The 21026-nt window shown below is 62.4% G+C and carries 20 protein-coding genes; 10 read left to right on the forward strand and 10 right to left on the reverse strand.

Annotation, left to right across the window (positions count from 1 at the left end; translation table 11 throughout):
* Positions 1-59: 59 nt before the first annotated feature.
* Positions 60-1304 carry a glycosyltransferase family 4 protein gene (locus ACS5Q0_RS12930; protein ID WP_473127047.1) on the reverse strand — a complete coding sequence of 415 codons (1245 nt, stop codon included), beginning with the start codon at positions 1302-1304 and terminating at the stop codon, positions 60-62.
* A gap of 128 nt (positions 1305-1432) precedes the next feature.
* A complete protein-coding gene (locus tag ACS5Q0_RS12935; RefSeq protein WP_473127048.1) occupies positions 1433-2410 on the reverse strand; it encodes an NAD-dependent epimerase/dehydratase family protein in 978 nt (325 codons plus the stop codon).
* A 421-nt stretch (positions 2411-2831) separates the two neighbouring features.
* Here ACS5Q0_RS12935 and ACS5Q0_RS12940 point away from each other — a divergent pair, with 421 nt between their 5' ends.
* Both ACS5Q0_RS12940 and ACS5Q0_RS12945 read left to right on the forward strand, forming a co-directional pair.
* Positions 2832-3713 (forward strand): class I SAM-dependent methyltransferase, encoded by an 882-nt coding sequence (locus ACS5Q0_RS12940; protein ID WP_473127049.1) that lies wholly within the window; start codon positions 2832-2834, stop codon positions 3711-3713.
* A gap of 48 nt (positions 3714-3761) precedes the next feature.
* Positions 3762-5249, forward strand: coding sequence for a GumC family protein (locus ACS5Q0_RS12945; protein ID WP_473127050.1), 1488 nt, complete (start codon positions 3762-3764; stop codon positions 5247-5249).
* Positions 5250-5457: 208 nt separating this feature from the next.
* Here the strand turns inward: ACS5Q0_RS12945 and ACS5Q0_RS12950 are convergent, their stop codons facing one another.
* Positions 5458-6417 (reverse strand): GNAT family N-acetyltransferase, encoded by a 960-nt coding sequence (locus tag ACS5Q0_RS12950; protein WP_473127051.1) that lies wholly within the window; start codon positions 6415-6417, stop codon positions 5458-5460.
* Positions 6418-7209: 792 nt separating this feature from the next.
* Here ACS5Q0_RS12950 and ACS5Q0_RS12955 point away from each other — a divergent pair.
* Genes ACS5Q0_RS12955 through ACS5Q0_RS12980 form a run of 6 tightly spaced genes read left to right on the forward strand, consistent with a single transcriptional unit; the run spans position 7210 to position 11454 of the window.
* A complete protein-coding gene (locus ACS5Q0_RS12955; protein WP_473127052.1) occupies positions 7210-8049 on the forward strand; it encodes a transporter substrate-binding domain-containing protein in 840 nt (279 codons plus the stop codon).
* A 57-nt stretch (positions 8050-8106) separates the two neighbouring features.
* On the forward strand, positions 8107-8769 hold the full coding sequence (locus ACS5Q0_RS12960) for an amino acid ABC transporter permease (protein ID WP_473127053.1): 663 nt from the start codon (positions 8107-8109) through the stop codon (positions 8767-8769).
* Positions 8770-8773: 4 nt separating this feature from the next.
* Complete coding sequence (locus ACS5Q0_RS12965) at positions 8774-9433, forward strand: amino acid ABC transporter permease (protein ID WP_473127054.1); 660 nt, start codon at positions 8774-8776, stop codon at positions 9431-9433.
* A gap of 13 nt (positions 9434-9446) precedes the next feature.
* Positions 9447-10217: an amino acid ABC transporter ATP-binding protein gene (locus tag ACS5Q0_RS12970; protein WP_473127055.1), complete on the forward strand. Its 771-nt coding sequence runs from the start codon at positions 9447-9449 to the stop codon at positions 10215-10217.
* Positions 10218-10234: 17 nt separating this feature from the next.
* Positions 10235-10624 (forward strand): RidA family protein, encoded by a 390-nt coding sequence (locus ACS5Q0_RS12975; RefSeq protein ID WP_473127056.1) that lies wholly within the window; start codon positions 10235-10237, stop codon positions 10622-10624.
* 20 nt (positions 10625-10644) lie between these two features.
* A complete protein-coding gene (locus ACS5Q0_RS12980) occupies positions 10645-11454 on the forward strand; it encodes an IclR family transcriptional regulator (protein WP_473127057.1) in 810 nt (269 codons plus the stop codon).
* Between the two features lie 31 nt (positions 11455-11485).
* On the opposite strand, the gene ACS5Q0_RS12985 is transcribed toward ACS5Q0_RS12980, so the two are convergent.
* The 5 genes from ACS5Q0_RS12985 to ACS5Q0_RS13005 all read right to left on the reverse strand — a co-directional run bounded on the left by ACS5Q0_RS12985 (position 11486) and on the right by ACS5Q0_RS13005 (position 15589).
* Complete coding sequence (locus ACS5Q0_RS12985; RefSeq protein ID WP_473127058.1) at positions 11486-12718, reverse strand: ABC transporter permease; 1233 nt, start codon at positions 12716-12718, stop codon at positions 11486-11488.
* The gene (locus tag ACS5Q0_RS12990) at positions 12715-13407 is read right to left on the reverse strand and encodes an ABC transporter ATP-binding protein (protein ID WP_473127059.1); all 693 of its coding nucleotides are present in this window, start codon (positions 13405-13407) and stop codon (positions 12715-12717) included. Before ACS5Q0_RS12990 ends, ACS5Q0_RS12985 begins: the two co-directional genes overlap by 4 nt.
* 10 nt (positions 13408-13417) lie before the next feature.
* The gene (locus ACS5Q0_RS12995) at positions 13418-14815 is read right to left on the reverse strand and encodes an efflux RND transporter periplasmic adaptor subunit (protein WP_473127060.1); all 1398 of its coding nucleotides are present in this window, start codon (positions 14813-14815) and stop codon (positions 13418-13420) included.
* A gap of 149 nt (positions 14816-14964) precedes the next feature.
* Positions 14965-15198 (reverse strand): hypothetical protein, encoded by a 234-nt coding sequence (locus ACS5Q0_RS13000; protein WP_473127061.1) that lies wholly within the window; start codon positions 15196-15198, stop codon positions 14965-14967.
* Positions 15199-15325: 127 nt separating this feature from the next.
* A complete protein-coding gene (locus tag ACS5Q0_RS13005; RefSeq protein ID WP_473127062.1) occupies positions 15326-15589 on the reverse strand; it encodes a hypothetical protein in 264 nt (87 codons plus the stop codon).
* A 717-nt stretch (positions 15590-16306) separates the two neighbouring features.
* Here ACS5Q0_RS13005 and ACS5Q0_RS13010 point away from each other — a divergent pair.
* Together ACS5Q0_RS13010 and ACS5Q0_RS13015 are read left to right on the forward strand one after the other, a co-directional pair.
* Positions 16307-17875 (forward strand): ATP-binding protein, encoded by a 1569-nt coding sequence (locus ACS5Q0_RS13010; RefSeq protein ID WP_473127063.1) that lies wholly within the window; start codon positions 16307-16309, stop codon positions 17873-17875.
* On the forward strand, positions 17872-18564 hold the full coding sequence (locus tag ACS5Q0_RS13015) for a response regulator (protein ID WP_473127064.1): 693 nt from the start codon (positions 17872-17874) through the stop codon (positions 18562-18564). Before ACS5Q0_RS13010 ends, ACS5Q0_RS13015 begins: the two co-directional genes overlap by 4 nt.
* Before the next feature lie 29 nt (positions 18565-18593).
* Here the strand turns inward: ACS5Q0_RS13015 and kce are convergent, their stop codons facing one another.
* Both kce and ACS5Q0_RS13025 read right to left on the reverse strand, forming a co-directional pair.
* Complete coding sequence (gene kce / locus ACS5Q0_RS13020) at positions 18594-19523, reverse strand: 3,5-dioxohexanoate:acetyl-CoA acetone transferase (protein WP_473127065.1); 930 nt, start codon at positions 19521-19523, stop codon at positions 18594-18596.
* Positions 19520-20860: an aminotransferase family protein gene (locus tag ACS5Q0_RS13025; RefSeq protein ID WP_473127066.1), complete on the reverse strand. Its 1341-nt coding sequence runs from the start codon at positions 20858-20860 to the stop codon at positions 19520-19522. Before ACS5Q0_RS13025 ends, kce begins: the two co-directional genes overlap by 4 nt.
* Positions 20861-21026: the final 166 nt, after the last annotated feature.

A 21026-nucleotide genomic window follows, 5' to 3' on the forward strand; every position in this document is an offset into this window, starting at 1 on the left:
GTGCTGACGCTGATGGCGGCGCATCGTTTTGAGCGGACCGGAAGGGTCCGCACGATGCGCTAGGCGGGAACCGGCCTGGGTTGCGCCGGGGCATTCTGGATTCTGCTCTCCGTAACAGCGATGCAGATCGATTCGAAAGTCTGGCCGATCCTCATGATGTCGAAGGTCTCGTCCGCATAGGCGCGTGCCGCCGAGCCACAATCGGCGCAAGCGGTTCGATCCGAAAGAAGATCCTTCACGGCTTGCACGAACGCGGAAGCGTCTCCCGCGCGAACGGCAGCGCCGGCACCTGACCTGGCGACGATACGGGAGGCAAGATTCTCGGGTGGGGCGGACAAGACGATGGCCCGGCCTGAGCAAAGATAGCTCAAGACCTTCGACGGCACCGAGAAGATGCCGGCGTCAGCCTCAAGGATGCTGACGAGAATATCCGCTGATGCGAGCACGTCCGGATACACGTCGAAAGGCTGAAACGGCAGGATCTTCAGATTCGTAAGCCCTCTTCTGCTGGCCTCCGCAGCAAGCCAATCCGCTGCCGGTCCCTCGGAGGTGACCACGACAAGGCTGTCCGGGCGACCCGCGAGCTCCTGGGCCAGCAGAAGAAGCAGACCGGGGTCATGCTTCATACCGATGGTGCCCGTATAGAGAACGACTTCTTTCCCGAGAAGACCGTGGCCGGCAGCCCAGGCATTGACCTTCGGCTTAAGGGTGATCTCATCACGTGGAGCCCAGTTCTCGACGACGTAAACCGGCTTGTCCGTGACTCCGAACTGGTCTCTCAGGGCCGTTTCAAAATCGGGAGAGATCACGACGACCGCACTGCTCCGGTTGAGCAATTTGCGCTCCAAAGCGGCGTAATGCCAGCCTATGAGGTGCCCGAGATAACCCAGTTTCTTCGAGAGGATAGATCGTATCGCCGTCGAGTAGATATCCTGCTGCCAGAATACGAATGGAATGTCGTAATGGGCCAGCTCCGCCGTTATGACGTTGAGCGCATCGAGGGGCAGGTTGCTGCCGATGACGACGTCAGGCTTGTGTCGAAGGGCACGACGGAGAAAATGTCGCCCGATCGTTTTTTCCTGCTGTCGCCGGCGGATGAATGAATACTTCTCGAAGGGCCGGCCAAGACTGACGCCCTCAATGTCCAGATTGTCAGGGTCGCCTTCTTCCAGCGTGAGCCGGCCCTTAGGGGTCTGAAACTCCGAAAAATACAGATGCAGAACCTCGTGCTTTCGCCGAGAGAGCTCACGGCTGAGGTGAACCTGGAAGGGATGCCCTGAATAATCTGCAATGACAATGCGCATGATCAGTTGTTGGGGTTATGGAGTGTGCGGTGATGAATTCGAAAGGCGATCCGTGAGCAGGGGAGCAGGAAGCGGCTAGGCGATACCAACATGATGAACGACCTACCGCTCCCAAGCTCTCGTTCGGACTAGGCTGCCTTCAGGTAGCCCTGGTGTACCTGCTGCTCGATCCAAGCGTAGGTCTTCTCAAGGCCCGATCTCAGGGATTTCGAGGGAGCCCAGCCCAGCTTCTCTGCAATGAGCGTGTTGTCGGAGTTGCGTCCGCGCACTCCGGTGGGGCCGGGGATATGAACCTTGTGGATCTTCTTTCCTGCAATATCGCTGACGAGCTCGACGAGTTGGTTGATCGTCACCATCTCCTCAGATCCGATATTGACCGGCCCCGTGAAGTTTGACCGTGTCAGTTTCAGAGTGCCTTCGATGCACTCGTCGATATACAGGAAAGAGCGCGTTTGCGTTCCATCACCCCAGATTTCGATCTCTCCGTTGTTCGGAGCCATCGCAATCTTCCGGCAGATAGCGGCAGGAGCCTTCTCTTTGCCACCTGACCACGTACCCTGGGGGCCGAAGATGTTGTGGTAGCGGCTAACTCGGTTTCGCATTCCGTAGTTACGGTTGTATGCGAGATAGATGCGTTCGCTGAAAAGCTTTTCCCATCCGTATTCGCTGTCGGGGGCGGCTGGATATGCTGATGCCTCAGAGCAGACCGGATGATCCGGATCCTCTTGGTTGTAGGCCGGGTATATGCACGCTGATGAAGAATAAAATACGGTCTTGATGTTTCTCTTGTGAGCCACATCGAGGATGTTCAAGTTGATCGTCGCCGAGTTGTGCATGATGTCGGCGTCGTGCTCGCCGGTAAAGATGTACCCGGCTCCGCCCATATCCGCAGCAAGCTGGTAGACTTCATCGAAACGCCGGTCCACGACCGCTCGGCAGAATGCCTGATCGCGCAAGTCTCCGATGATGAAGTCATCGGCGTCGGTCTCGTGAAACTCTGGAAATTTCAGGTCGACACCTCTCACCCAAAAACCTTCTCGCTTCAATGCGGACACAAGGTGCCCCCCAATGAAACCGCCTGCGCCACACACCATCGCAGTTTTCATAGGAACCTCTCTTCAAAGAATCTGTATTGGCTGTGTTCTGCTTGAGTTTGCTGCTGATGGCTGGCGTTTATTGCTCTTCTTTCTCCCACTCGGCTTGAAAGAAACTTCTCATGGGCAGAGCTCATCAGGTGCCGCTAGAGGAGCACGATCGAGAATAGACTTGAAGAAGATAAAAAACACAGGCTTCGGCAATAAAGTATTATTCTAGCTGTAAAGTATAGTGCTCACGATATAAAATACATGAATCAACATGGCGAATATGCAGCAGCTTATCCGCAACAGATAGCGAATTGCAGTTGTTCTCGCCGGAGGTACTACGCGCGCAAAATTGACTTTGCTGCGGACAGCAGATCAGATCAGTCGCATTTTCTTATTGGTACAAAGCATTTCTGATTTGATGCCATACTCGGAAAGGTCGCGCATGATCGATAGATCGGCAATCGGTGCCAGACACATGCTGGGCGCCGCCCTTACGACATTGCCGCCTCTGTGGAGGCTCTTCGTCAGGCTTTATAATCTTCGTCGGAAATACCGCACGATCGCGGGCCAGCACCCGATAGATCGCTTGTATGGCATCGATACCGGAGGTGCTATTCCGGGCTGGCTTCTCGGCAATCGGACATCCAGCGATAGATTCAACACTGCCTATGCAGGTTGCCAGCCGAGTTGCCTCAGAGCAGCACTTGCAACGATCGACATTGAGAATCTGCAGCCGACCTTCATTGACCTGGGATGCGGCAAAGGGAGAGCCCTTTTCGTCGCAAGCGAATTCCCGTTCAAGCGGATCGTCGGAGTCGAACTCGCTCGGGAACTCTGTCGTATCGCCGAGGATAACATCAAGCAATTGCGCAGCCGGTATCCTGACCGGGTGCAGCCGAGTATCGTCCATGCTGACGCCACGCAGATCGACTTTCCGCCCGGCAACCTCGTCTTCTTCCTGTGCCACTCCTTTGGAGAGCCGATCCTGGAAGCCGTGCTGGACCGGATCGAAACCCTGCTCGGAAGTGGCCGCGAGATATACTTCATTTATGAGAATCCGGTGTATGGAGCGATTGTTTCGTCGCGTCCGTGGTTCCATCAGTGGTTTGGACAGACGGTTCCTGCGGATCAGGATGAACTGCCGCTGCACACTGGAGCGAGGGGAACGGGCCAGGAAGGCGTGATCGTCTGGTATTCAGGCTCCCGGAGCGCGGATCACCGCAGCAACGCCGACGTCAGAATTGTCATAGAAGAGGCGGGGTGGCGCGCCTCAGTCCATTCATTGACCGGCACGCGTCCGGTCTTGGAATCGTCTTCGTTGTGACGAGCAGGAACAATCGAAAAGCGGATGCGCCGTTGGGGATCCTGAGACATGAATCATACGTTTAGCTTGGGAATCGCGGATAAGGTTGTGAACCCTGCGGGTCAGATCGTCAGTTTGGTCTGGAAACGCAAATTCCTGCTTCTCTTGATCGCTGTTCTGGTCAATGGCCTTTCCTGGATCGCGTTTACCGGCGTGCCCCGCACGTATGAAGCGACCGCTCTTGTCATGATCAGCCCCAACGAGGCGAATAGCCTCAGCGAGACAGGGCGTATGGGCAGTAGTGACCTGCTGCAGGATCAGTTGCTCAATTCCCAATCCTTCATCATCCAGAGTGAAAGCGTGATCCGCAGTGCCGTAGAAGCCATCGGAGTCCACCGTCTCTATCCGGTCTCGAATGCAAAACCTTGGGCGGACATCAGCTCCCTGGCGGATGTGAAAACCAAGATCCGTGCCCTGCTGGATCCAGGACCGCCGGAGAATGGTGGGCAGGGAGAGGCTGTGGATCACGCGATCATTGCGGCCTCCCGATCGCTCACGGTTCGTCCGGAGGCAAAGACCAATCTGATTCGCGTATCCTTCCTTCACACGCAGCCGGAGATCGCGAAGGAATTTGTTTCGACGCTGCTGGAGAAGTACAAGGCGCGGTACGTCCAGCTGGCTTCGGTCACAAACGTCATCGGCTTTCTGGAGGAACGCAAGAAACTCTTTAATGCCGAGTTCGAGAAAGCGTCGCTGACCTTGAGCTCGTTCGCCGTCAAGGAGGGCGTGTATTCCATCGACGAGCAGCAGAAGCTTTATCTCACCCGGAGAGAGGAGCTTCAGGGGGCGCTTTCCTCAACCCTTGGCCGGATTTCGGAGAAGCAGGCTCAACTGAGCGAATTGACCCGGCAGCTTTACCTGATGAAGCTCAATTCGGCATCCCCGCAGATTGCGGCGCTCGCGCGCGATGCGCAGAAGCTGTCGAACAAGGCAACCGCCGAGGAGGCGGGAAAGCCGAAAGACGGCGCGACCCAGTTCACCGCAGGGGACCCGCCGCTGCTTCTGGTCAGAGTGTATCAGGATACGGTCGAGACCCTCGTCAGGACGAACTCGGAGCTTGAAGGGCTTCGGGCGCTTGTGTCGGTGCAGGAGAACCAGCTGCGTACGGTGAACGGGGATCTGGCGGAGCTTGCCCGCAAGCGCGCCATGTACGATCAGCTGAAGGGGAATGTGGAGCTGGCGCGTGTGAACGCGGAGAGTTTTGCGCGGAAGTTTGCAGACCGGCAGATCGACGAGGCGGCGCTCACGTCTCGGAAGTTTCTTCCTCCCCGGATCGTTCAGGAAGCAACGAAACCGCTCTTGCCCATCTTTCCAAACCGCCTTGTGATCCTGACGACAGGTCTGATGCTGTCGCTCTTCTCTGTGGCTTGTGCCGTGATCGTGATGCTCCTGAGATCGAGCAGGCCTTCAGCAGAGGATGAGGTTATCGAGTGGAGTTCGGGGCACGAGCGCTTTCTGACGCAGGGGACTGTTCGTCCCGTATCGAGTTTTCGATAGGGACAGACCTTCACCGCGCCGGGACCGTTAGGCGCAGCCGGAATGTTCGGGCCGCAGGGCTGGAGCATTTCTTGCGAGAGAGGAGGGCGGATTCCACCCAAGTGGAAACAATCCTAGGACTGCCAGAACGGAAGGAGCGGCTCCTTTAGGCTCTTTGACACGGTGTATGTCGTTGCCGTTGTTGTCGGCTCCCGAGCTTCGATGGGTTTCAGGCTGGTCTTCCGAAGATCAGATCGCGGATCGTGAATACGATCTCCGCAAGCGGCCGGCTTCTATTGACGATGTTTCGGGCGACCGGCTGGCAGCCGAACTGTGTGAGAAATCGAGCGGCCGCCGTCGAATGAAACCCATCCACGTCGAAGGTGACACCCAGGTTCTTGGCATACTTCAGAGCCTCCCAAAGCAGTAAGGAGGTGGCGCCTTTGTTGAATTCTCCCCCGTCCCGCGCCGAAACCAGGAAATAGGCGAAGCTGTCGTCCCAGACGAGGAGCGTCGAGGCAACGTCATTGCCGCTCCTGTCGCGCACCGACAGGATGGTGCTGCAGCTGCGGGAGCTGCAGGCCTCCCAAATTCGGGACAGGGCCGGATAGTCGTTGTGATCGCGGCCACGATGCTGATTCTTGGAGAGATGGATGAGGCGGTCCACGTCGAAGTGGGATGTCGTATGAAAGCTTCTCTCCGCCGCTCTGATGGCGCTGCGTGTTTTGGGGTTCAGCTCTCTCCAGGCGTCGGCTGACGAGGATGCGGCCTCGGACTGAAACGTGAAAGTCGTTTCTGCATTGAACCCAAGAACCACAAACGGCAGCAGCGCGTCCGAAAGCGGACTGAGCTGGAGCCTGAAGCGGTCATGGTCGGGAAGCTGCTTCAATAACTCACGGAGAATGCGGACCCGGTTGTGGAGATCATTGATCGGCTTCGCAGGCGGGAGAGAGAATCGCGGCGAGATCATTCGAGTATAGGGTGGGTTCCGAACAATCCTGAAACCGAACTTCCGTTTCACATGAAAGGGCATTTGCCCGACTGTGACGCGGTCCCATTTCACCTCCGCGCGCCGCCACTCTCCGTCAAGGGCCGCATCGAGCCACCAAGGTTGCTCGAATAATGTGAGTTCGCCGTGAGGTGTATTGGCTGCAAACTGTAACCGAGGCCTGGTGAGTGCTATGTGCATGGCGGCTCCATTCCAGTATCGACGCCGGCTGCGGTCAAGAAGCAGGAGGGGGTGACTCGGGAGAGGCCTTCGGCTCTAAAGGGGTACAGTGATGGGGCTCAGTTTGTCTGAACTGCCCTATCGTATGGCTTAGTGGAGCATTCGCCAGGGTTGAGCCGCCGCAAGTCGCGGGAGGCGGCAGATGGACGAGACGTGCATCATATCCGTCGGCGGACATATCTCTGCCGGGCCATCAGGAGGCGGGTGCGGCCCATGAGCAGCTTGAGCGGCGCACAGCATAGGCGTTTACGGGCCGCTCCCGCATCGTTCCGGCTGCCATCAGAAACCCGCGACATGCGTGGACGCCCGCCACAGAGCAAGACAGATCGTCCGGCTTGTGAAGCACGCTCTCGCGGAGAAAGGGAGCCCTGCGTGTCGGGAGGCCATCCGCACGATCACGCAACAGCCAGGCCGGTGCCGGCGCGAGCCGCGCAAGGCGCTCCCATCGACCTTCCCCGGACTGCCCCGAAAGGTTTCGGGCAGCATGCCGGAGGCGCTCCATATTCTCAGCGCAGTAGCGAGATCGACGAGCATGATGGGCGGATTGGCCGCCCGCCCAGCCTGATCTGGAAAGGCCATGGGGACCTCGGAAGAGGGCCCAATAAGGCCCCGCTGGTGGCGCCGTTCTCAAGCCGAACGCCTTTTTTCGGGCCGCCCCTTGACAAGGCATCCATCATCGCTCCTGATGGGTCAATCCAGTAATTTAGACATATGTCCAAAATACTGGACAAGCAGAGAATCTGAGGGAACATCATGACCATTTCACTTCGTGCCGGCTTGATGCTGGCCACCGCCGCCCTCCTCGCGTCCACTCCGGCCCTGGCCCAGACCAGCAAACTCGATGAGGTGCTGAAGCGTGGCACTCTCGTGCTCGGAACCGGCAGCACCAACGCGCCCTGGCACTTCAAAAGCGCGGACGACAGGCTTCAGGGCTTCGACATCGACATGGGCCGCATCATTGCCAAGGCGCTCTTCGGCGATCCCAACAAGATCGAGTTCGTGAACCAGTCCTCCGACGCGCGCATCCCGAACATCACCACGAACAAGGTCGACATCACCTGCCAGTTCATGACCGTGACGGGCGAGCGCGCGCAGCAGGTCGCCTTTACGATTCCCTATTACCGCGAAGGTGTCGGCCTGATGTTGAAGGCCGATGGCAAGTACGGCGATTACGCCGCTCTCAAGGCGGCGGGCTCGTCGGTCACCGTTTCGGTTCTCCAGAACGTCTATGCCGAGTCCATGGTGCACGCTGCCCTGCCGCAAGCGACCGTCGACCAGTATGATTCCGTGGACTTGATCTATCAGGCGCTGGAATCCGGTCGCGCCGACGCAGTGGCCACCGATCAGTCGTCGCTCGCTTGGTACATGACGCAGAACCCGGGCCGCTACAAGGATGCGGGTTACGGCTGGAATCCGCAGACCTATGCCTGCGCCGTCAAGCGCGGCGATCAGGACTGGCTGAACTTCGTCAACACTGCCCTGCACGAAGCCATGACCGGCGTGGAGTTCGACACCTACGCCAAGTCCTTCAAGACCTGGTTCGGCAAGGACCTGCCTCCGCCGCAGATCGGCTTCCCCGTCGAATTCAAGTAAAGGCCGCGCGGAGCGGGAGCGCCTCCCGCTCCGCCACTCTGACAAGGGCGGCACGCCATGGGTTACACGCTGAACTTCAGCGCCGTCTGGCGCAACTTCGACTTCCTCCTGAGCGGCCTGATGCTCAGTCTCGGCCTTGCAGTGATCTCGATCCTGATCGGCGCGGCGATCGGCCTCGTTCTGGCCTTCGCCCTGACGTCGAAGAATCGTTTCGCGGCTGCGCCGGCGCGGCTCTACGTCACGGTGCTCCGCAACCTGCCGATCCTCGTTCTCGTGCTCTTCGCCTATTTCGCGCTGCCGCAACTGGGCTTTCGGCTCGACAAGATCAAGAGCTTCGTCCTGGTGCTCTCGCTCTATTCCGGCGCATATCTGGCCGAGGTGTTCCGCGCCGGGCTTCTGTCGATCCCGAAGGGCCTGACGGAAGCAGGTCTTGCCATCGGCCTGACGTCGATGCAGATCCGCACCTCCATCATAGCGCCGTTGATGGTGCGCAACGTGCTGCCGTCATTGTCCTCGACCGTGATCTCGCTGTTCAAGGATACGTCCCTCGCCGCTGCGATCGCCGTGCCGGAACTGACTTTTGCCGCGCGCAAGATCAATGTCGAGAGCTTCCGCGTTGTCGAGACCTGGATGGTCACGTCCGCCCTTTACGTCGCGACCTGTTTCCTCATCGCCGCCTTGATGCGCTTCGTCGAGCGCCGGCTGGCCCTGCCGAGGTAAGCCGATGTCCCATTCCTTTCTCGATCAGCTCTGGATCGCACGCTACGTCATCCTCAGTGGTCTCGGCATGTCGGTGTCGATCTCGCTGCTGGCTATTCTCGCAGGCTCCGTGCTCGGCGTCTTCGTCGGTATGGCGCTGGTCTATGGCGGCGTCGCGCTGCGCCTTGCGGTGAGGGCTTACACGGACATCATCCGTGGGACTCCGGTCCTCGTGCTGGTGCTCGCGAGCTACTACGTCTCCTCCGCCGTCGGCATCAATCTCGGGCCGTTCGCTGCGGGCGTCCTCGCGCTGGCGATCTTCTGCTCCTCTCATGTGGGCGAGATCGTGCGTGGCGCGCTCCAGGCGATCCCGAAGGGGCAGACCGAGGCAGCCAAGGCGATAGGCCTGACCTTCGTCCAGACCTTTACGTCGGTGCTCTGGCCACAGGCCATGCGGCAGTTCCTGCCGGCATGGGTGAACACGGCCGCCGAGATGGTGAAGGCCTCGACATTGTTGTCCGTCATCGGCGTCGCGGAACTGCTGTTGCGCACGCAAGAGATCATCTCCCGCAACTTCTTGAGCCTGCAGTTCTACTTCCTGGCAGGCGCCCTCTATTTCATCATCAACTACGGTATCGAACGCTTCGGCAAGTATGTCGAGCGCAAGACCGCTTTGCCGTCCTGAGGAGACCGTGCCAATGGCCAAGACCATTCTCGAGATCAGGGGTCTGCGCAAAACCTACGGGCAGCACGAAGTCCTCAAGGGGATCGATTGTGCCGTTCAGGAAGGCGAGGTCATTTCCATCATCGGCTCGTCCGGCTCCGGCAAGACGACCATGCTTCGCTGCATCAACATGCTGGAGGATTTCCAGGGTGGCACGATCAAACTCGACGGCGAGGAGATCGGCTATCATGTCGAGGGCACGACGCGTCGCCGCAAGAGCGAGAGGGAGATCGCCCGTCAGCGCGCGCTGACCGGGATGGCATTCCAGCAGTTCAATCTCTTCCCCCACATGACGGCTGCGGAGAACGTCATGCTCGGGCTCATCAAGGTGAAGAAGATGACAAAGCCCGAGGCACGGGCCGTCGCCGAGACCTGGCTCGATCGCGTCGGCCTCTCCAACCGTGCGGACCATTATCCCGGCCAATTGTCGGGCGGTCAGCAGCAACGCGTCGCGATTGCCCGTGCCATTGCCATGGCGCCCCGGCTGATGCTGTTCGACGAGGTGACCTCAGCGCTCGATCCCGAACTGGTCGGCGAGGTGCTGCAGGTCATCAAGGGACTCGCCGCCGATGGCATGACAATGCTGCTCGTGACGCACGAGATGCGCTTCGCCTACGAGGTCTCGTCGCGCGTCATCTTCATGAACCAGGGTGTCATCTGTGAGGAAGGCAATCCGAAGGAAATGTTCGTGCGGCCAAAGACCGAACGGCTCGCCGAATTCCTCAAAACGTCCAGCTTCAACTAGAAAGAAAGATAATCCCCATGACGATCAAGCGTTACGGTGCCGGTGAAAGCGGTGCCGGCGGACAGCCGCTGCCCTTCGCCCGTGCAACCGAAGCCAATGGCTGGCTCTATGTTTCTGGTCAGGTGCCGATGGAGAAGGGCGAGATCGTGCCCGGCGGCATCGTCGTCCAGAGTCGCAAGGCCATCGAGAACATGATCGCGATCCTCGAAGAGGCCGGCTACGGCCTGGAGGATGTCATGCGCGTCGGCGTGTGGCTCGACGATCCGCGCGACTTCTGGAGCTTCAACAGCGTTTACGCGGAATACTTCGGCGCGAACCCGCCCGCCCGCGCTTGCGTTCAGTCGCGGATGATGGTCGATTGCAAGGTAGAAATCGATTGCGTGGCCTACCGCGCTGATCGCGCCTGAGAGGCGAGTTGGAGACGAGCATGGCCGAGGCCGGCAACGAGAGTGTTACGCGCCGTACGCGGGGACTGGATCGCGCTTTCGAGATCCTGGAGTTCCTCCGCGTAAAGCGGCAGCCCATGCGGCCCAACGAGATCGCCGCCGAGATCGGTGCGCCGCGCTCCTCGGTTTACGAACTCGTCAACCTGTTGCTCAGCCACGGCATGCTTGACTATCAGGGAGGCGACGGGCGGGTCTTTCTCGGCCGTCGGCTCTATTTCCTCGGCACGGCTTATGCCGAGCAGTTCGACCTCATGCGCGAATGCGACCGCATGCTGGTCCAGCTCGCCGAGGAGACCCGTGAAACGGCGCAGATGTGCTTGCTCGACGGCAACAAGTACACGGTGGCCATGATGCGCGAGGGGATTCGTCCGTTTCGCATCTCCTCGAATGTCGGCGAGCCCGTCGCCATTCCGTGGACGGCGTCGGGGCGCCTTCTCGTTTCGCATCTTTCGGATCAGGACATTCTCGACCTCATCCCGCCGGAGGACTTTGTCCTGCCGAGCGGCAGGATGCTGGATCCCGCAGATTTCATCGCCCAGGTGCGCGCTGCCGCGCGCGACGGTTACTTCACGTTCAACAGCGAGGTGGAATCCTTTACCCATTGCTTCGCGGTGCCGATCTATCAGGCCGACAAGACCTGCATCGCCACCCTGTGCCTGGTTGCGCCGCGTGAGGATGGGTTGCGCCATCGCACCGCCTATCTCGACAGCCTGCTGAACGCGGCGCATGAGATCTCGGATAAGCTCGGCTACACGTCCCTTTCGCGACGAGTGTCCTCATCGCGAGCGTGAGTGGGATCAAAGCCATTGCATCCGCTGACCGTCATTGCTGCATCAAGGCTTCGGCAGGATCCAAACGGGCGGCCTTGCGGGCGGGGTACAGCGCTGAGACAAGGGTAATGGCCGCCGCGATGGCGACGGCCGCAAGAATGGCCGTCATCGTCTCCGGGCGACCGAGCGCATCTTCGGCTCCGAACATGCTTGCTCCGTATAAGGCAATCGCCACGCCGGCGCCCGAGCCGAGCAGCGCCAGCAGGCCCGCCTCGATCAGGAACTGAAGGCCGATGTCGCGGCGCCGGGCTCCGATCGCCATGCGCAGGCCGATCTCCTGCCGCCGCTCGCTGACCGAGACCAGCATCACGTTCATGATGCCGATCCCGCCCACCAACAGCGACACAGCGGCGGCCCCTGCGAGCATGGTGGTCAGGAGCCAGTCCGAACGCGACTGGGCCCGCTTGGCCGCCGCGAGGTCGCGCAGGATGAAGTCGTCCGGCTCCTGCGGCGCCAAGCGATGGCGCACGCGCAGGAGCGCGCGCACCGCTTCCCTGGCCTCGTCCATGTCGGCGCCCTCCGCGACGCGCAGGGTCAGGCCCCCCACGGCCGTCGGGTGGCCTCGAAAATAGCCCAGGATGCGCTTGCGCGCGGTGGTCAGCGGTACCAGGACCTGATCGTCGAGATCGTCTGCGCCGAGGCTGTGACCCTGCTCCTCCAAGACTCCGATCACCGTGAACGGCACCTGCTGGATGCGGATCACCTGTCCGGTGGGATCGGCCTCGCCGAACAGCTGATCGGCGACCCCATGCCCGAGCAACGCCACCTTGGCGGAGCGAAGCACGTCCTCGTCCGTGAGAGGTCGCCCCTTCACGATCGGCCAGGGGCGCGCCTCGAACATGGCCGGCGTGATGCCGCGCAGGGCCGTGGCGCGGTTGCGGTTGCCGAACACCACCTGGACGGGGCCGCGCATGGCCGGGGCGGCGGCCGCAATTCCCGCGGCCTCGCGGGTGATCGCCTCGGCATCGGCATCGGTGATGGTCTGCGCGCTGCCGCTCGCCTTCCAGGCACCCTGGCTGCGGACCGGGCCAGCCAGGACCACCAGCACGTCCGCCCCGAGATCGCGGATCTCGGCATCGAGCCGGGCCTGGCCAGCTGCCCCGAAGGCGACGATTAGGACCACCGCCGCGACCCCGAACGCGATGCCGAGCAGCGCCAGACCTGTGCGCAGCCGGTGCACCCGCAGGGCGTGCAAGGCCGGCACGAGTGTGGTCGCGAACCTCATGCCCGCCTCCTGTCCTCGGATTCGAGCCGCCCGTGCCGGAAGCGCACGACCCGCTCGGCATGGGCCGCCACCGCCATGTCGTGCGTCACGAGGACGATCGTCATGCCTGAGCGGTTGAGCTCCGCGAACAGGCGCATCACCTCCTCGGCCGAGGCGCGGTCCAGTGCCCCGGTCGGCTCGTCCGCCAGCAGGAGCTTGGGGCGATTGATCACCGCTCGCGCGAGCGCCACCCGCTGCTGCTCGCCGCCGGACAGGAGCGCCGGACGGTGATCCTCACGCTCCGAAAGCCCCACCCGGGCCAGCGCCTCGCGCGCGCGCCGCCGCCGTTCCGCCCGTGGCACTCCCGCATAGGCCAGCGGCAATTCCACATTCTCCAGCGCGGTGCTCTGCGGCAGCAGCAGGAAGAATTGGAACAGGAAGCCGAGGACGCGGTTGCGGGTGGCGGCCAACTGATCCGGGGTCAGGCCGGATACCTCTTCGCCGTCGAGGCGGTAATGCCCGCTGCTCGGGGTGTCCAGGCAGCCGAGGATCTTCATCAGGGTCGTCTTGCCGGAGCCGGATGGGCCGGTGATCGCCACGTAGTCGCCGATCCCGATGGCGAGGGACACGTCGTCGAGGGCTATGACGGTGCGGCCGCCGAGGTGGTACTGCCGTCCCAGTCCCTCTGCCGCGACGAGGGCGTCCGCCATGCCGACCTCCTTAGCGCCCCATCGCGCCGGCCAGGGCCGCCTGCGCGGGTCCCAGCCAGCCGGCGACCCTCGTGCCGAAGCGGCGCCATGCCGGGCCCGGTGCATTTGCGCTTCCGGTGTCGGACAGCACCACGCTCTGTCCCTCTTCCAGGTTTCCGGCAACCTCCGTCGTATCGGCTTCGCTGGCGCCGACCTGCACCGGGACGGGGCGGATGCCCTGGTCGTCGAAGACCCAGACATGAGATCCTGAAGGTTGCGGCATTCCTTGCGGCCGGTAGCGCAGGGCGGCGGTCGGAACCTGCAAGGCATCGGGCTTCTCGTCCGTGACGATCTCCGCCTTCGCGGTCATGCCCGGGAACAGCAGCAGGTCCTTGTTGTCTGCGGCCAGGATGACCGTGTAGGTCACGACCGTTTCCTGCGTGTGCGGTGCTCGGCGGACCTGGGTGATGCGTCCGGCAAAGAGCCGGTCCGGGTAGGCATCGACCGAGAACGTGGCCTTTTGGCCGGGCTGGATGCGGCCGATGTCGGCCTCGTCGATGGCGACTTCGACGGCCACGGCGCGCAGGTCCCCGATGGTGAACAGGCTCGGCGCCTGGAAGCTGGCGGCGACGGTCTGGCCTGCCGCGACGCTGCGGTCGATGACGATGCCGTCGGCCGGGGCCCGGATGACGGTGCGCTCCAGGTCGGCCTCGGCCTGGCGCAGGGCGGCCTGGCTGCGCCGGAGCTGTGCCTCGGCATGGCCGACGCGCGACCACGCCACCGTGAGCTCGCCACCGGCCTGCCGCACCTGCGCCTCGCGGGCCTTCACGAGGGCTGTTGCGGCATTCGCCTCGGCCACTGCCACGTCGTAGGCCGCCTGGGCGTCCTCGGCCTCGCTGGCGGAACTCGACCCGCTCTTCATCAGGAGGGACTTGCGATCAAGTCGGCGGCGGGCGTTCTCGGCCACGACGGCGCTGCGCTTGGCGTCGGCATCAGTCCGGGCGCGCTCTGCCTCGGCCTGGGCCACAGCCGCGGTGGACGCGGCGATTGAGGAGCGTGCGATGCGCAGGGCATTGTCGGCGACATCGACGTCAGCCTGGGCCTGGTCGACGCGGGTGGCGAAGAGCTGCGGGTCGATCCGGGCGATGGGCTGGCCCTGTGTGACGCGATCGTTGTGATCGACCAGGACCTCCTTGACCTGGCCCGAGATCTGCGAGCCGACGATCACGCTGGAATTCGGCTGGACCGTTCCGGCGGCCAGAACCTTGGTGACGGCCTCGCCGCGGGTGACCGCGGCAAGTTGATACCGTGGCATGAGGGGCTGGCCAGTGGCACCGTCCGAGACCGCTTCTACCCCGCTGGGGAGCGGCGCCGCGGCGGTGAGCGCAAGGGCGAGGAGGCTGATCACAATGATCGGACGTTTGCGCATGGCTGAAGGTCCAAGATCGGAAGGAGCCTCATTGGATGGCCCCAGCATCGGGCCGGGGCCATCTGCTGATCACGCAATCTGTTCAGCCGGACCGGGCATTTGCGATGCCTTGCGGGCAGACGCAAACAGCCGTGCGGCCTCATGATTGCCTACTGCTTGGATGGGGGCTGCTTGCCTCCGGGATTCGTAACGGTCGTATCGGCGCCTGTCGTTGAATTGCTCCCACACGCGGCGGTCTGGGTTTCCGTTGTGGTCCAGCCGTTCGAGGGCGTATTGGATTGATCGGAACAAGTCTTGGTTTTCGCCGCATATGCAGGCGCAAGGAATGCACCAGCCGCCGTCATCGCGACCGCCGCCGCCATAAGTTTCAATGATGTCATCATGTCTTGTTTCTCCTTGATGCTGATTCCTTTTTGGCGCTGAACGGTGAAGAGGCTTGGTCTCGCGCCGAAAGGACTGGCGGCAGGGCAGGCCCCTGCCGTGCGCGGCACTGCAGGCTTTGGGCCTGCCTTACTGCTGCCCAGGAGGCGTCCCGCCGCCTCTGTTCGTCACGGGACCGGAGACTATTGTCTGGCCCGTGTCGCTGTTGCTGTTGCAGGCGGAGGTTTGCGTCTCCGTGGTGGTCTGGGTCATGCCAGAATTGCCCGGCCCGACATCCGTCGTCTGGACGCTGCACGTCTTGGTCTTGGCCGCCTGGGCCTCCGGCGTGAGCCACAACCCAGCAATGGCTGTTAAGGCGACAGCGGCTGTGGCCAGTTTCAATGAGGTCTTCATCTGTCTTCCTCCACTCTATCACCCGGTGACGAGGTGATGCTTTCAGGGATGCGAAGATCAGCAACGGCAGCTCGACGGTGAGATGATGACCTGTCGCCGCCTCACAGTAATAGCTTATGTTAGACTACGGTCGTAACAAGTATAAATTTATAGCTCTAAAGTATATTAGTAAAATTCCTATAATATAAATAAGCAAAATGTCCTTTTCGACCGCCGCCTGCGCTGTGGTCGCCCGCCTTTTCAATGCTCTTCCGGCCAATCGACGCGCGCTCTCCCCACGCGCGAACCGGCGTACGCACGAGTCTCCGGGTTACACCGTGATGCACAAAAGCGTTGTCTCAGGCGGCGCGGATCGTTTCCAGGGCCGCCGTTCATGACTGGGTGCGGGCCTATTGTCTTCTGCCGGCCTTAGTCGCTGCCTTCGAGGCTAGTCCTCGGGGGCGCCGTAAACAACGCTACGCATAGTCAAGGGCAGCGTTTTTATATGAGATTTATATTCCCTCTATTATGACATTTCTTTTTTCGATGCGAGGGCGGAGCCATTCGTATGGAACCGTTGTGCCTCGAAAGCGTCGGTTCCATGCTGACGCCGTCTTGCTCTTGATGGCGAATTTGCGGACCGTCTGCTTGCGGGAGCGCGCAAGTACACTGCGTCGGGGTGGGTCGTTGAGGCGCGTGGCTCGCAGCACCGGTCGTGCGTGGCACAGGTGAGAACCCATGCACGATGCCAACCGCCGGATGTTCGAACCGATCGACCGGGAAGCCTCCCTGGCGGAGAGCGTCCTGATTCTCTTCAGAGAGCTGCCGCCCAGCCCGCGGCCTTTCGGAATTGCGCTGGCAGTCTTTGTCGGCGTTCTTGGCTTCACGCTGATCGTGAAGGAGGTCGCGGGGACCGATTGCATCGACACGATCTTCCTTATCGTGGTCGCCGGCGTGGCGATCCAGTGCGGCTTATGGCCTTCTCTCGCCTGTGCCGTCGTCAGCACTCTGGCCTACGACTTCGTGTTCGTCCCATCGGCATATGCGTTCAAAGAGGTGCGTCCGGACAGCATCGCCACGCTCTTGATCTTCATGCTGGGCGCGGTTGTCGCCAGCCATCTGGCCGCCCGGATCCGCGCCGAGACGGCCGCCGCCCGGCGATGCGCAGACACGGCTGAGGCCCTCTATGTGTCCAGCCGGCGAATTGCCGAGATCACGGATCTGGACGAGTTGCTCCAGGCTACGGCGCAGCAGATCGCCACGATGCTCGACCTCGAGGCCGTGCTGATGCTGCCGGACGAGACCGGGAAGCCGGTGGTCCGGGCAAACAGTCCATCGTCCCGGAGGATCAGTGCGCCAGGAGGTGAAGAGTTCGGCAGCGGACAGGCCAGCGACACTCATTTCCTGGAACTCCGCACGAAGAAGGGCGTCGTTGGGCAGGTGGGAGTCGCACGGCGCGGATCCCATGCGGCTCGGGATGAACGCCTTCTCTCGGGCGACCAGCGGAAGACCCTTGATGCCATCCTGAGCCAGGCCGCCGTCGCGATTGAGCGCATTCAGCTCAGTCGGGAGAGAGATGAGGCCCGCCAGGAGGCCGCGACGGAGCGCCTGCGCTCGGCCCTGCTCACCTCACTCTCCCACGATCTGAAGACGCCTTTGGCTTCGATTCTCGGAGCGATCACGGCCTTGCGACAGGACCGGAAACTCTACGACGACGTCGCCCGTGACGAACTGGAGGCCATGATCCAGGACGGGGCGGAGCGCCTCGGCCGCTTCGTCACGAACCTGCTCGACATGACCCGTCTCGAAGTGGGCGCCATCGTGCCGAACCGCCAGCCCGTAGACCTCGGCGAGGTGATCGGCACATCTCTCAAGGTTGCCGCCCCGCTGCTGGAGCGCCATTCCGTCCAGGTCGATCTTGCCCCGGACCTGCCGATCCTCGATCTGGATGCCGGCCTGCTGGAGCATGTGATCGTGAATCTGCTCGACAATGCCTCCAAGTACGCGTCCGCAGGCTCCGTCGTCACCATCCGCGGGCGCAGATGTCCCGACAGCATCGTGATCGAGATCGCCGACGAAGGACCTGGACTGCCGCCAAGCGTCTTTGAGAGGTTCCACGAAGCCTGCCACGGCGGGAGGGCGAATGCCGGCACGGGACTGGGACTTGCGATCTGCCGCGGTTTCGTCAAGGCGCTCGGCGGCAGGATCCAGGCCTGCAACGGGACGGATGGTCGAGGAGCGGTTTTCACCATCGCCTTCCCACAGGCGCTCGCGTCGACGGCCGGGCCCGAGGCCTGCGATCCATGAGCGCCGGGGATTTGTCCCTCCTTGTCGTAGACGACGAACAGTCCGTCCGCAGGCTTCTGCGCACCGCCCTTGTCGGGCACGGCTATCGCATCCTTGAAGCCGGGACCGGACAGGCCGCCCTGGACCTGCTGGCCTGCAGGCGACCCGATGCCGTCCTGCTCGATCTGGGACTTCCGGATCTCGATGGTGTCGAGGTGATCCGCCGCCTGCGCGGCTCGGGCTCGCGGCTGCCCATCATCGTACTCTCGAGCCGCAGCGGAGAGGCCGAGAAGGTCGAGGTCCTCGATCTTGGGGCCGACGACTACGTGACCAAGCCATTCGGCATGGCCGAGCTGGTGGCGCGGATCCGCGCCGTGCTCCGCCGACAAGGGCGGGGGCAGGGAGCGGATCCGGTGTTCAGGAGCGGGGACCTCACCGTCGACCTCGGGCGCGGGCTGGTGCAGGTGGGGGGCCGGGAGGTGCGGCTGACGAACAAGGAATGGGACATTCTGCGCCTGCTGGTGACGCACGCCGGCACGGTGCTGACGCACCGGGCGATCATGCAGGAGATCTGGGGATCGAAGGGGGAGGTGCAGTACCTGCGCATCTACGTCCGGTCCCTGCGCCAGAAGCTGGAGGTGGACCCGGAGCAGCCGCGCTACATCCTGACCGAAACCGGCATCGGGTACCGGCTGCGCACCGATGATTAAGTCCGGACGTGAAGATCTCTCGAACGGTCTCAGGCCGGATTCAGAGCCGCACCTTTCAGAGCGAGCATCTGGCGCGCGTCCGCGGGGCTCGCAACCTGGTGGCCGAGCTCCTCGATCAGGCGGCGGATCTTGCTGACTTGCTCCGCATTGCTCGTGGCGAGCTTGCCGCGCTCGATCATGAGGTTGTCCTCGAGGCCGACCCGCACGTTGCCGCCCAGGATAGCGCCCATGGTGCCGAGCGGAAACTGCTGGCGTCCGGCGGCGAGCACGGAGAACTGGTAGTCCTGTCCGAGCAGGCGGTCGGCCGTGGCCTTCATGTGCATGAGCTGCTCGGGCGCGGCGTCGATTCCGCCAAGAACGCCGAGGACGAACTGGAGGAAGACAGGTCCTTTGAGCAGGCCGCGCTTGCGATAGAAGGCCACCGTCTGGATATGGCCGACATCGTAGCATTCGAGCTCGAAGCGCACGCCCCGGCCGTCGCCGAGATCGGACAGGATCGTCTCGATATCCTTGAACGTGTTCTGGAAGATGATGCCCCGCGTCGCCTCCAGGAATCCGGGCTCCCAATCGTGCCGCCATGCATCGTAGCGCTCGGCCATGGGAAAGAGCCCGAAATTCATCGAGCCCATGTTGAGCGAGCACATCTCCGGTTCGAGCCGCCGCGCCGGAGCCAGGCGCTCGTCGATGCTCATGCGGGAGCTGCCGCCCGTCGAGATGTTGAGGACTGCGTCGGTCTCCCGGGCGATGGTGGACAGGATCTCCTCGAACAGCGCCGGATCGGCGCTCGGCATGCCGGTCTGCGGATCGCGGGCATGGAGATGGATGATCGCGGCACCGGCCTTGGCTGCGTCGATCGCCTGACGCGCGATATCCTGCGGCGTCACCGGAAGATGCTCGCTCATGGTCGGCGTGTGGATCGAGCCCGTGATGGCACAGGTGATGATGACGGGCTTGCTCATGCGGCGTCTCCGTAGCCGAGGCCGGTTTCCTTCGCGAAGGTATCGAGGCTGTCCACGAGGATGCCCGTGATCTCGTCGATCTGGTCATCGGTGACGATGAGCGGCGGACAGACGAGGAAGTGGTCGCCCAGGCGGCCGCCGCGGGTGCGCCGCGAATAGATGATGAGGCCCTTCTCGTAGGCGATGTCCACCAGCCGGTTATGGGCGTTGAGTTCGACCGGGAGCGGCTCCATGGTCTCGCGGTCCGCCACGAGTTCGAAGGCGAGCAGCAGGCCCTTGCCGCGCACGTCGCCGACGAAGCCGTAGCGCTGCATGAGGGCCTGGAGCCGGGCCTTCAGCTTGTCGCCCTGCACCTGCGCCGCGTCCACGAGCCCGAGGCGGTCGATCTCGTCGAGCACCGCGAGGCCCGCCGCGCAGGCAAGCGGATTGCCCGCATAGGTGAAGCCGTGGATGAAGCCGCCGCTGTCGATGACCGCATCCGCGATGCGCCGGTCCGCGACCATCGCGCCGAGCGGCACGTAGCCCGCGCCGAACCCCTTGGAGAAGGCGATCAGGTCCGGCCTCATGCCCCAGTGGTCGCAGGCGAGATACTGGCCGGTGCGTCCTGCGCCGCTCATCACCTCGTCGGCGATCAGCAGGATGCCGAACTCGTCGCAGATCCGGCGGATCTCCCCGTAATAGCTGTCGGGGGCCACGAGCGCGCCAGTCGACGCGCCGCCGACCGGCTCCATGATGAAGGCCAGCACCGTTTCGGGCCCCTGCCGGAGGATCTCGTCGCGCAGGTAGCGGGCGTATTTCAGGCCGCGCTCGTGGTCGCTCAGATCGTCACGGTCGAGATAACAGGTCGGCGCGGGGATCTTGGGCATCTCGTGCATCATCGGCGAGAACGGCGCGCTCATGAGCGACATGCCGGTGACGCTGAGCGCCCCGAGGCTCGATCCGTGATAGGAGGGGAAGCGCGAGATCACCTTGAACCGTGAAGACTCGCCCGTCGCAATCGCGTATTGCCGGGCCAGCTTCAGGCAGCTTTCCACCGCCTCGGACCCTCCGGACACGAAGAAGACCCGGTCGAGTCCTGACGGCATCCGTTCAGCGATCCGCCGGGCGAATTCCTCCGCGGGCTCGTTCTCGAAATGCAGCCGGTAGCCGAAGGTGGACTTCTCCATCTGGCGCCGCATCGCCTCGAGGACCATCGGATTGGAGTGGCCGATGTTCGACACCATTGCGCCGCTCGACCCGTCGAGATAACGCTTGCCCGAGACATCCCACATATAGACGCCCTCGGCGCGATCCAGGAGCGGGCGACGCAACCGCGTCTGATAAAACAGGTTCGACATGGTGGCTGGTCCTATTCCCCTCGTTTCGTTCCGCCGGAACGCCCTGGGCCGCTTTTAAGAAACATGGCTCGACAGGAATGAGCAAATAAATAGGATGAACCATCCTCATTCAGGAAAGGAATGGTTCGGCGTGATACGGGGACGGGCGCAAAGATTCGTATGGACG

The organism is Microvirga sp. HS2 (genome assembly GCF_055792805.1).

What these genes read in the sequence shown, in the direction of transcription:
- ACS5Q0_RS12930 (WP_473127047.1), bottom strand. Translation starts at nt 1,304, where the DNA reads ATGCGCATTGTCATTGCAGATTATTCAGGGCATCCCTTCCAGGTTCAC.
- ACS5Q0_RS12935 (WP_473127048.1), bottom strand. Translation starts at nt 2,410, where the DNA reads ATGAAAACTGCGATGGTGTGTGGCGCAGGCGGTTTCATTGGGGGGCAC.
- ACS5Q0_RS12940 (WP_473127049.1), top strand. Translation starts at nt 2,832, where the DNA reads ATGATCGATAGATCGGCAATCGGTGCCAGACACATGCTGGGCGCCGCC.
- ACS5Q0_RS12945 (WP_473127050.1), top strand. Translation starts at nt 3,762, where the DNA reads ATGAATCATACGTTTAGCTTGGGAATCGCGGATAAGGTTGTGAACCCT.
- ACS5Q0_RS12950 (WP_473127051.1), bottom strand. Translation starts at nt 6,417, where the DNA reads ATGCACATAGCACTCACCAGGCCTCGGTTACAGTTTGCAGCCAATACA.
- ACS5Q0_RS12955 (WP_473127052.1), top strand. Translation starts at nt 7,210, where the DNA reads ATGACCATTTCACTTCGTGCCGGCTTGATGCTGGCCACCGCCGCCCTC.
- ACS5Q0_RS12960 (WP_473127053.1), top strand. Translation starts at nt 8,107, where the DNA reads ATGGGTTACACGCTGAACTTCAGCGCCGTCTGGCGCAACTTCGACTTC.
- ACS5Q0_RS12965 (WP_473127054.1), top strand. Translation starts at nt 8,774, where the DNA reads ATGTCCCATTCCTTTCTCGATCAGCTCTGGATCGCACGCTACGTCATC.
- ACS5Q0_RS12970 (WP_473127055.1), top strand. Translation starts at nt 9,447, where the DNA reads ATGGCCAAGACCATTCTCGAGATCAGGGGTCTGCGCAAAACCTACGGG.
- ACS5Q0_RS12975 (WP_473127056.1), top strand. Translation starts at nt 10,235, where the DNA reads ATGACGATCAAGCGTTACGGTGCCGGTGAAAGCGGTGCCGGCGGACAG.
- ACS5Q0_RS12980 (WP_473127057.1), top strand. Translation starts at nt 10,645, where the DNA reads ATGGCCGAGGCCGGCAACGAGAGTGTTACGCGCCGTACGCGGGGACTG.
- ACS5Q0_RS12985 (WP_473127058.1), bottom strand. Translation starts at nt 12,718, where the DNA reads ATGAGGTTCGCGACCACACTCGTGCCGGCCTTGCACGCCCTGCGGGTG.
- ACS5Q0_RS12990 (WP_473127059.1), bottom strand. Translation starts at nt 13,407, where the DNA reads ATGGCGGACGCCCTCGTCGCGGCAGAGGGACTGGGACGGCAGTACCAC.
- ACS5Q0_RS12995 (WP_473127060.1), bottom strand. Translation starts at nt 14,815, where the DNA reads ATGCGCAAACGTCCGATCATTGTGATCAGCCTCCTCGCCCTTGCGCTC.
- ACS5Q0_RS13000 (WP_473127061.1), bottom strand. Translation starts at nt 15,198, where the DNA reads ATGATGACATCATTGAAACTTATGGCGGCGGCGGTCGCGATGACGGCG.
- ACS5Q0_RS13005 (WP_473127062.1), bottom strand. Translation starts at nt 15,589, where the DNA reads ATGAAGACCTCATTGAAACTGGCCACAGCCGCTGTCGCCTTAACAGCC.
- ACS5Q0_RS13010 (WP_473127063.1), top strand. Translation starts at nt 16,307, where the DNA reads ATGCACGATGCCAACCGCCGGATGTTCGAACCGATCGACCGGGAAGCC.
- ACS5Q0_RS13015 (WP_473127064.1), top strand. Translation starts at nt 17,872, where the DNA reads ATGAGCGCCGGGGATTTGTCCCTCCTTGTCGTAGACGACGAACAGTCC.
- kce (WP_473127065.1), bottom strand. Translation starts at nt 19,523, where the DNA reads ATGAGCAAGCCCGTCATCATCACCTGTGCCATCACGGGCTCGATCCAC.
- ACS5Q0_RS13025 (WP_473127066.1), bottom strand. Translation starts at nt 20,860, where the DNA reads ATGTCGAACCTGTTTTATCAGACGCGGTTGCGTCGCCCGCTCCTGGAT.